The 9,428-nt window shown below is 37.3% G+C and carries 8 protein-coding genes; 1 reads left to right on the top strand and 7 read right to left on the bottom strand.

The genetic code is table 11. From position 1 onward, the window contains the following. Together RFW85_RS12505 and RFW85_RS12500 are read right to left on the bottom strand one after the other, a co-directional pair. Positions 1-291: LysR family transcriptional regulator (locus RFW85_RS12505; protein ID WP_309171584.1), on the bottom strand; the 291-nt coding region annotated here is incomplete at its 3' end. 271 nt (positions 292-562) lie between these two features. Then, a complete protein-coding gene (locus RFW85_RS12500) occupies positions 563-1,357 on the bottom strand; it encodes a DUF4198 domain-containing protein (protein ID WP_309171583.1) in 795 nt (264 codons plus the stop codon). A gap of 213 nt (positions 1,358-1,570) precedes the next feature. On the opposite strand from RFW85_RS12500, the gene RFW85_RS12495 reads away from it, so the two are divergent. Next, a complete protein-coding gene (locus RFW85_RS12495; RefSeq protein WP_309171582.1) occupies positions 1,571-2,770 on the top strand; it encodes an MFS transporter in 1,200 nt (399 codons plus the stop codon). A 25-nt stretch (positions 2,771-2,795) separates the two neighbouring features. Here the strand turns inward: RFW85_RS12495 and RFW85_RS12490 are convergent, their stop codons facing one another. The 5 genes from RFW85_RS12490 to RFW85_RS12470 all read right to left on the bottom strand — a co-directional run bounded on the left by RFW85_RS12490 (position 2,796) and on the right by RFW85_RS12470 (position 9,185). Then, positions 2,796-3,779 carry an ion transporter gene (locus tag RFW85_RS12490; RefSeq protein WP_170248114.1) on the bottom strand — a complete coding sequence of 328 codons (984 nt, stop codon included), beginning with the start codon at positions 3,777-3,779 and terminating at the stop codon, positions 2,796-2,798. A 122-nt stretch (positions 3,780-3,901) separates the two neighbouring features. Continuing rightward, positions 3,902-4,330 carry a hypothetical protein gene (locus tag RFW85_RS12485; RefSeq protein WP_170248113.1) on the bottom strand — a complete coding sequence of 143 codons (429 nt, stop codon included), beginning with the start codon at positions 4,328-4,330 and terminating at the stop codon, positions 3,902-3,904. A gap of 229 nt (positions 4,331-4,559) precedes the next feature. Further along, positions 4,560-7,199, bottom strand: coding sequence for a bifunctional aconitate hydratase 2/2-methylisocitrate dehydratase (locus RFW85_RS12480; RefSeq protein WP_033848021.1), 2,640 nt, complete (start codon positions 7,197-7,199; stop codon positions 4,560-4,562). A gap of 253 nt (positions 7,200-7,452) precedes the next feature. Further along, positions 7,453-7,815 (bottom strand): hypothetical protein, encoded by a 363-nt coding sequence (locus RFW85_RS12475; RefSeq protein WP_081309626.1) that lies wholly within the window; start codon positions 7,813-7,815, stop codon positions 7,453-7,455. Between the two features lie 134 nt (positions 7,816-7,949). Beyond that, positions 7,950-9,185, bottom strand: coding sequence for a lactonase family protein (locus RFW85_RS12470; protein ID WP_086265935.1), 1,236 nt, complete (start codon positions 9,183-9,185; stop codon positions 7,950-7,952). Positions 9,186-9,428 lie beyond the last annotated feature (243 nt).

Below are 9,428 nucleotides of genomic sequence, written 5' to 3'. Positions count from 1 at the left end.
TGAAAAAATAATTCTGCCTGTCTGTCCATGCACAATACGCGTGATATCACTGTGGGTAATCTGGATTTGTGGCAAAACATCATCAGCTAACTTTAATAAGCGCTGTCCAACATTAGAAAAACTAACTGGTCTACTTCGACGATTAACAACTTCTACCCCATACCAATGATCTAATTCTTTTAATTGATGGGAAATAGCAGATGGCGTTAAACAAAGGTCATTAGCTGCTGAAACTAATGAACCATGCTCACGTAAAGCAACTAAAGTTTTAAGGTGGCGTATTTCTAACATGGGCCCATGCCTAAAAAACAGATTTATCTATAAATGGAAAAAGCTCATATTTGCTTTTCCATAAAACTTTCGATAAATCTTTATTGATGAATTTTATTCACTTTAACATAAAATTAGTTAGTTTGTCTCAACATGAATTTTATTTCACTATTTTTATTTGCGATGAATTTTTTTTCCTCAGAACTAAAGAGAAATTAAACTTTTTAATGAGTGAGAAGATTAAAACTAAAAATAGACCTAATAAAGGTCTATTTTTTTAAAACTCTAAAAACTATTGTGCTACATTTAAACTAATAATCGTATAGCTCTGATCTTTAGGTTTTAATTTCAAATTTAGAGGAGCTGTTACTTCTACTAAGTACTCTCCAGCTTTTGGAAATCTAAGCTCAACTTGACCGTTGCTTCCTGCCTTAAACTGCTGCGCTTGCTTGTCAGTTGCACCCTTTTCTCTTAAATTCACTTCAGCATAAGCTAAAGGTTGTCCTTTTTCAGTTATGGTTAATTTTACAGGTTGAGCAGCTTTAATCTGGTTAGGATGTACAGAGAAACTAACTTTAATCGGTGTATTCGGGAGCTGGATATCTGAAACTTTTCCCTTAGAAAGATAACTTTGTAATGTCCACTCTCGTGTTACTTGCTCTGTTTTAATTGTTTTTGTTTTAAGGTCAGTCGGAATCAAATATTCACGCTCTGCTTTTGGTGGAGCGTTATCAGCTGGCATATCAAAAAATAAATGCCATGCTTTTTGATCATATACATATTTTAAAGGGTAACTCGCCTGAGTTTGAACAATATATGTGCCTTCTTCAGGTAATTCTACATCAAAAAGAGTTGCAGACTTATGCAGAGCTTCTGAGTTGACAGTTTTAAACTCATTTTTAGGTGTAATTAGAGTAAGCTTAGCATCTTTTAAAGCATATTCACTATTTAATGCTTCTTCAGCATAACCAGCAATTACAGGTACTTGAGTCTGTTCAGTCTTATAAGCTACAGGAGCTACATAAGGTTCGTGAGCAAAGCCTGTTGTACATATCAATGTAAGTGACGCCATTAGAAATCTATTCATTATTACAAAATCCTGTTATACGCAAAGTTAAAAATTTCAGACAAAATATAAGCGGATACAGTATACACAAATAAAAATAATTCTTATTATCATTAATAAATTTAATTTTACTAAAAAAAGAAATCCGTAATCTTTCTCTCAATATTTTAGTTTTTTATTATTCTTTTCTCTTTTCCCTTATACTTCTCTTTTTGTATTTTCCCTTAACTTATTATGGCGTCCCCGCAATCTCCTCTCTCCACACCTCAACATTACTCTCTCTTTTTAGCAATTTTCTCACTCGCTGTAGGGGGGTTTTGTATTGGAACCACTGAATTCGTCGCAATGGGACTAATTCAGGAAATTGCAAATAATTTAAATATTACAGTACCTGAAGCTGGTCACTTTATTAGTGCCTATGCATTGGGTGTAGTTATTGGTGCTCCTATCATCGCTATTCTTGGAGCTAAAGTACCTAGGAAAACTTTATTGCTCGGCTTAATGCTTTTTTATGGTGTTGCGAATGCCTGTACTGCTTTAGCTCATACACCTGAAACTGTTTTAGTCTCACGTTTCATTGCAGGTCTACCACACGGAGCATATTTTGGAGTCGGTGCGTTAGTTGCAGCCGAACTAGCGGGTCCGTCAAGAAGAGCTTCTGCAGTTGCCCAAATGATGATGGGCCTAACAGTGGCAACTGTGATTGGTGTTCCTCTCGCAACGTGGTTAGGCCAAAATTTTGGTTGGAGAGCAGGATTTGAGTTTTCAGCAACTATTGCTTTCGTTACTTTAATTGCTGTTGGCTTCTTTGTACCCAATATTCCAGTCCAAGCTACTGCGAGTATAAAAACTGAGTTAGCTGGCCTTAAAAATATCAACATGTGGTTAACACTAGCAGTGGGTGCAATCGGTTTTGGAGGCATGTTTTCTGTTTATAGCTATGTCTCACCAATTTTGACTGAATATACACAAGTTAATATCCAAATCGTTCCTATCGCTTTAGCGATTTGGGGTATTGGTATGGTTATCGGAGGTTTAGTAGCAGGATGGCTTGCAGATAAGAACCTCAACAAAACTATAGTGGGTGTATTAATTAGCTCAGCTATCGCTTTTGTTGTCGCTAGTTTTTTAATGAGTAATATCTATACTGCCATCGCATCTTTATTCTTAATTGGTCTCACGGTAATGGGGTTAGGCGGGGCATTACAAACTCGTCTAATGGATGTTGCAGGTGATGCCCAAACATTAGCTGCCTCACTCAACCACTCTGCCTTTAATATGGCCAATGCATTAGGTGCATTTTTAGGGGGCTGGGTACTCAGTCACCAAATGGGTTGGATCGCACCAATCTGGGTAGGTTTTGTCTTAAGCCTTGGCGGTCTGATTATTTTACTTATCGCATTTGCAGTAGAAAAAGCCAGCAAAAAAGCTTAATTAAAGAAAGGCTAACTTATTACTTCTAATCAGTTAGCTTTCCACCACAGTGTGGACAATAACATTTTTTCTCTCGGCTCGACTCTTCTTCCTCTAATACTTTTTCACGCATAATTTGAATAATCAGGTTATGCGCTTGCTCTTTTGGCAATCCTACTTTTTGACGGACCCGCTCTATTTCAATTTCATCATGTAAAATATCAATACCTCGTGCTTGAAGTAACTCACGAAACTCTTGCTCTAGTCTCTGATTCCGTTGATTAAGCTCATTTGCAAGTCCAGATGCCAAAATACCAGCTGGCAATGCTGCAATACCTACACCTAAAATAGTAATAAGCGCCCCTAATAACTTTCCAAGGCTAGTTACAGGAGTGACATCGCCATACCCCACTGTAGTTAAGGTAACTACAGCCCACCACATAGATTTAGGTATTGAACTAAAAGCTTCTGGCTGAGCCTTGTTTTCAACCACATAAATTCCAGAAGCAGTCATAATAATCATGATAATTAAAATAAAAATAACCGCTTGAAAAGATCCCTTCTCACGTTTAATCACACATAACAATATCTGTAGTGAGATGAAATAGCGCGTTAATTTTAATAAACGAAGTAAACGTAAAATCCGAAGCATACGAAGGTCGATTCGTACAAAGAAATTCAGGTAAGCTGGCAAAATTGCCATCAAATCAATGATTGCTTCCCCACTTTTCATCCAATTCAAACGGGTTTTCCATGCGGATTGTGTCGTATCTCGATCTGCAACACTCCACACTCTTAATAAATACTCAATACTAAAAATTGCGATTGAAATATTCTCAAAGTAATCAAACCAAATACGATAACTTAAGTACAAATCATTTACTGTTTCCAATAAAACAGCAGCAACATTACCAATAATTAAAATAACTAAAAAATAGTTAATGCATTTACTTACCGCCGTTTCATAGTCATGGTTGTGAAGATTATTATAAAAAAATTTACGCAATCCCTTCCAAGCTGAATTATGCATATTGATCTGACCACTTAATATTGTAGATATAGTAAGCTCATCGCCTCTATTCACCAATATTGTCTCTAACAATTTTTTGTTTCACTTACTTCAATATTTAAAAGTTAGACTTCACAATTTTTTCAATTCGCTGCTACACATCGGAATTCATTTTCTTCCCACCACATCACATCATAGATGCCCGGATGCGATTTTAAGATAATATTTATATAATTTTGCAGCACCATAATATGATGAGTAATATCAAGCTTTCTAAATAAGAATCTTCTTAAAATCGGAGTATTGGGAGAAATAAAAATTGCGAATCCATTGCTATATTCTTCATAAACACTGATTCCAAGGTACATTGTTATTTCAGGCAGTGGAATCTCAATTTCCCACCCCCAACTTTCACTATATAACTCTACATTTAAATGATATCTATTCTTTAATATACTAAAAATATATTGAGCAATATCTTCAGTTTTTTGAACTAAAATACCATCTGCATATGTTTTTTGGTCATATAATTGATAATCATCAAATTTAAATTCAACAATTGTCTTTAGCATTCTTAAGTTCCCTATATAAAATACTCGTATTTTTTTTAATTATTATTAAGTTCATGCAAATATTTTAAAGCAAAAAACGTTTTAATATCTAGAGTAATATTTATTTTTACACTTTCATTAAATAAAATTTGATCTATTTATTATTTTTTAAGTCTTATTAAGTATAAAGTCTCATTTAAATAAAAAAGGAGCTAAATAATCAGCTCCTTTTTTGTACTAAATTGACGTATTAAGTCAATTGAGCAGCTTGGATTTTCTTAGTATCAACTTGATCAGCTTCTTTAGTATATTCGCTCATCTTGTCGAAATTTAAGTATTTGTAGATGTCAGCAGAAGCGCTGTCGATTTGCGACGCGTACTGTTGATATTCTTCTGGGCTTGGTAATTTACCAAGAACCGCAGCTACAGATGCAAGCTCAGCAGACGCTAAGTAAACGTTTGCACCTTGACCTAAACGGTTCGGGAAGTTACGAGTAGAAGTCGATACACAAGTTGTGTTCGGAGCTACACGCGCTTGGTTACCCATACATAATGAACAGCCAGGCATCTCTGTACGTGCACCAGCACGGCCATAGATGTTATACAAGCCTTCTTCCATTAATTGGTGCTCGTCCATACGAGTTGGTGGAGCCAACCATAAACGAGTAGATAATGAACCACCAGGTACTTTGTCAAGTAACTGACCAGCTGCACGGAAGTGACCAATGTTAGTCATACAAGAACCAATGAATACTTCATCAATCTTGTCACCTTGAACGTCAGAAAGAAGTTTTGCGTCATCTGGATCGTTCGGGCAGCAAAGAATTGGTTCTTTGATGTCAGCTAGATCGATTTCGTAAACTTTTAAGTATTCAGCATCAGCATCAGCTTTTAACAAGCTTGGGTTATCTAACCACTTCTGCATGTTTTCAGCACGACGAGCAAGTGTACGTGCATCGCCATAACCTTCTGCGATCATCCACTTCAACATCGTGATGTTAGAACGTAGGTATTCAGCAACTTTCTCTTCAGAAAGTGTGATTGAACAGCCAGCAGCAGAACGTTCAGCAGAAGCATCAGAAAGTTCAAATGCTTGCTCAACAGTCAAGTCATTTTCCATTTCTGATAAATCGATCTCAAGGATACGACCAGAGAAGATGTTTTTCTTACCTTTCTTCTCTACAGTTAAATCACCCGCTTGAATTGCGTAGTAAGGAATTGCATGTACAAGGTCACGTAAAGTGATACCAGGTTGCATTTTACCTTTGAACTTAACAAGTACAGACTCAGGCATATCAAGTGGCATAACACCAGTTGCTGCTGCGAACGCAACAAGACCAGAACCCGCTGGGAATGAAATACCGATTGGGAAACGAGTATGTGAGTCACCACCAGTACCTACTGTATCTGGAAGTAACATACGGTTTAACCAAGAGTGGATAATACCGTCACCTGGACGTAAAGATACACCACCACGGTTCATGATGAAGTCAGGTAATGTATGGTGAGTTGTTACGTCAACTGGTTTTGGATACGCAGCAGTGTGACAGAAAGACTGCATTACTAAGTCAGATGAGAAGCCCAAGCATGCTAAGTCTTTTAACTCGTCACGAGTCATTGGACCTGTTGTATCTTGAGAACCAACAGTTGTCATCTTAGGTTCACAGTAAGTTCCTGGACGGATACCTTGACCTTCTGGTAAACCACATGCGCGACCAACCATTTTCTGAGCTTGCGTAAAACCTTTGCCAGTGTCAGCAGGTTGTACTGGAGTACGGAATAATGTAGAAGGTGCAAGACCTAATTCTTCACGTGCTTTAGCAGTTAAACCACGACCAATGATTAAGTTAATACGACCACCCGCACGTACTTCGTCTAAAAGTACTGGAGTTTTAAGGTCAGCTTCTGCGATTTGAGCACCATCTTTAAAAGCAGTTACTTTTGCAGCAGCATGGTCAATTTTCAATACTACTTCGTCGCCCATGTTCATGTTAGCAACGTCGATTTCTACAGGTAATGCACCTGCATCTTCCATTGTATTGAAGAAAATTGGAGCAATCTTAGAACCTAAGCACACACCACCGTCTTTTTTGTTAGGAATGTGTGGAAGTTCATCACCAAAGAACCAAAGTACAGAGTTAGTTGCAGACTTACGGCTTGAACCTGTACCAACAACGTCACCAACGTAAGCAACTTGATTGCCTTTCGCGATAAGTTCTTTAATTTGGCTTAATGGACCAACTTCACCTGGTTTTTCAGGGTTGATACCATCACGCTCGTTTTTCAACATTGCGTTTGCATGTAATGGAATGTCTGGACGGCTCCAAGCATCTTGAGCTGGAGACAAGTCATCAGTGTTTGTTTCACCAGTTACTTTGAACACAGTGATTTTGATTTCTTCTGGAACGTCAGGACGGCTGGTGAACCATTCTGCTTCAGCCCAAGATTGTAAAACAGCTTTAGCGGCTTCATTACCAGCTTTTGCTTTATCTGCTACGTCATGGAATGCATCAAATACAAGAAGTGTTTTCTTTAATGCTTCAGCAGCTAAACCTGCAAGTTCGGCATTATCAAGAAGTTCAACAAGTGGTGCTACGTTATAACCACCCAGCATAGTGCCAAGTAAGTAAACTGCACGTTCTTTAGAAACGAGTGGTGAAGTTGCTTCGCCTTTTGCAATCGCTGCCAAGAATGCTGCCTTTACGTAAGCTGCTTGGTCAACACCTGCAGGAACACGGTTTTCAAGCAAATCTACCAAGAACGCTTCTTCGCCTGCTGGTGGATTTTTTAATAGTTCAACAAGCTGAGCTGTTTGAGCGTCATCAAGTGGCTTCGGTGGGACTCCGAGTGCGGCACGTTCTTCAACGTGTTGGCGGTAAGCTTCTAGCACGGTGTTCATTCCTCTTTTTTTGAAAAATTACTTGCAAATTCCAGCTTTCTTAAAAGCTTCACAAGTAATATGGACTACAAAAGTTTACTAGAGTTCAAGGTAAAAGTTAATGAGCGCGGGGTGTTTCTCCGTGATGCCCATTATTTTGTATCTAAATACCTGTGTCTAAATAATGAGCATACTGGGCTAAATTGAGCTTTTTTTGAACAAAAAGAGCTTCTGCTAGATGAAAATTCAATAATCGCAACCGCAATTAGAACGATTTATATTTTGGCATTTTGTCATGAGGTGTTGCCAAACATTCATCCGTCATTTGCTTTCTAACTTTTTCTTGAATTGCTTGAGGATCTTTTGTCAGTTCTTCTTTTGGAATCGCATAAACTTTTTCAATAATATTAAGAATGAATTTTTTAGTTATCTCATCTTCAATTTTATTTGCATGCTCAACTGCCTGTGTTTTTTCAATTGCTTGCTGACGATCAAAAACAATACTTCTTGCAGCATTTCCTACGCTAGTACAAAAGCCATGCCACTGCTCTTCTGGTGTTAATGGTTTCTTTTCTGAACAACCAACAAAGAGCAAACTCATTGCAATCAATAAAATCTTTTTCATCATTTCACTACACTAATTATTGCTGTCCATATCATACGGAAAATCATCGTTTTTGCCAAAACTGCTATAAAAAACCGAGATAACAAAATCTCGGTCTTTTATATTAAGCATTAGAAATGCCAGTTTCATGATTTGGATTAATTAAAGAATTTGATATCCGTAGGTGTTGATATTTTTGCTGCATCACCAGCTGGTTTTAAGGTCCCATTTTTTTCATCAAAACGGAATAAACTTATATTATTACTATAAACATTGGTTACATATAGATATTTACCAGATGCATCGAATGAGAAAGCACGTGGTTCAATACCATTCGCTTTATAAACAACTGGCTTACCTAGCAATCCATTCTGTTTGATTTTAAATACTAAGAGTTTGTTGTCTGCGCCTCGATTGGCAGCAATCACATATTTACCATTTGGGCTAAGGATAATTCCACTCGCACTCTTAAACTCAGGTGTTTTGTCCTCATGGATCAGTTTTAGCTCAGCCACTTTTTTCAAATGACCATCTTGCACGTTAAATGTCACAATTTCACTTCGCATTTCTGCGGTAACATACGCATGTTTGCCATTTGGTGAAAAGACCATATGACGCGGGCCAGAACCATGAGTAAAAGTCACATCGCGCTTGGTATCCGCTTCGAGTGGCTGAGCCTTGTTCGGGTTATAACGAAATGCATAGATTTTGTCATTACCGAGATCGCTGGCATATAAATACTTACCATCTGGACTAAAAGTTGTGGAATGAGCATGTCCACTTTCTTGGCGGCCCTTGACGTGACCAGAACCTTCCTCAAAAACAATATTTTGTACTTTTTCACCTAAATGACCGTTTGACAAAATTGGTAAAACAGCCACACCACCTCGCCCTTTATCGAACGCTGAATAGTTCGACACAAACAGGAATTTACCATCTAAACTGATTGTTGCATGTGTTGGATGTCCACCATGACTATCTACTGTGTTCAACACTTCCACCTTTCCGTTTTGAATAGATAATGCAGTCACCGCACCTTCGTTTTCTTCATTTGTGGTATATGCAAAACGGCTATCTTTCGATTTCACAATCCAAGAAGGACTTTTCATTTTCAACACTTTAACAGGAGTTAAAGTTCCATCTTTATTCACTTGAAGCTGGTATAAGCCTTCACTAGCTTGTTTTGGTTTTTGCACAAGCGGTGCATTAGGAATTGATGTCCATGTTCCTACTAAAGCAATTTGTTGTTGTGCAGCATTTACGGTGGAGCACCATCCAAATGACAAAAGCGTCAATGACAATGTTGCTGTTAATTTTTGAATTAGGCCACGATATTTAACATTTATATCGTTTTCCTTGCCATTTTTAATTTCAACATAAGTATCTATATTCACTAGTATATCCTTGAAAAAATCCACCTTATTTGCACTTATCAACAAGGTATATCAATCTAATTTCATTTAATGTTTCTGAAAACTAATTTATAAAACAGCAATTTTCAAGTGAATTTTCTTTAATCAATACCTATCCAAGGTTTTTTTACATTTAAGATAAACGATACTTTAGATGATAAATACTCAACTTTTTAAATGTTATGAAGGTATTATTAAATTAAAAGCCCACTATAGTGGGCTTTT

It is taken from the genome of Acinetobacter sp. 12966, assembly GCF_031196995.1.
Taxonomy (GTDB): domain Bacteria; phylum Pseudomonadota; class Gammaproteobacteria; order Pseudomonadales; family Moraxellaceae; genus Acinetobacter; species Acinetobacter geminorum.
This window is presented reverse-complemented; position numbering and strand designations above follow the sequence as displayed.